The 598-nt window shown below is 76.3% G+C and carries 1 protein-coding gene; it reads right to left on the minus strand.

The window, feature by feature from the left end; translation table 11 throughout:
- Positions 1–568 (minus strand): trypsin-like serine protease (locus D7X55_RS40140; protein WP_233610404.1); only part of this gene is annotated, 568 nt, incomplete at its 3' end.
- Between the last annotated feature and the right edge of the window lie 30 nt (positions 569–598).

The following is a 598-nucleotide window of genomic DNA, read 5'->3' on the forward strand; positions in this document are numbered from 1 at the left end:
GGCGGAGGAAGTCCCCCAGCGCGTCCACCCGCACCTGGACCGCCTCCGTGCGGCAGGCCACGTCACCGCTGACAGTGAGCCCCTGGAGCACCTCGTTCCCGGGGGGGCCACCCAGTACCGGGCCTCCGCTGTCCCCCACGCAGGTCATGGCCGGGGCGGGGCCGGCCTGGAAGGCGCCGCTGGTGACGCCCGTCACCTGGAGCACGCCCTGGCGCCGCCGGCCCGCGAGCCGGTCGGGGTCCTTCGTGTCGCCGTAGCCCACCGCTCGCACGGGGTCCCCCGGCGCCACCGGCACGTCGCCCGCGCCGGGGAGCCGGTAGGGGGAAACGTCCGTCACGGGCACCGCCAGCCGCAGGAGCGCGGCGTCCCAGGCGTGCGTGGCCGGGACGTAGTCCGGGTGCGTTACCGCCCGGGTCACCCTGATGAACCGGCCTCCGGGGCCGGGCTCCGGGAGCAGCGTGGGGCCCAGGAAGACCTCGTAGGGGCCCGCCTCTCCGAAGACGGCCAGGCAGTGCGCCGCCGTCAGGACGACCTCCGGCGCGATGAGGGCCCCCGAGCACAGGAGCACCGGCGCCTCCCCCCCCTGTCTCTTATACAC

The organism is Corallococcus sp. AB049A (assembly GCF_003668885.1).
Lineage (GTDB): Bacteria > Myxococcota > Myxococcia > Myxococcales > Myxococcaceae > Corallococcus > Corallococcus interemptor.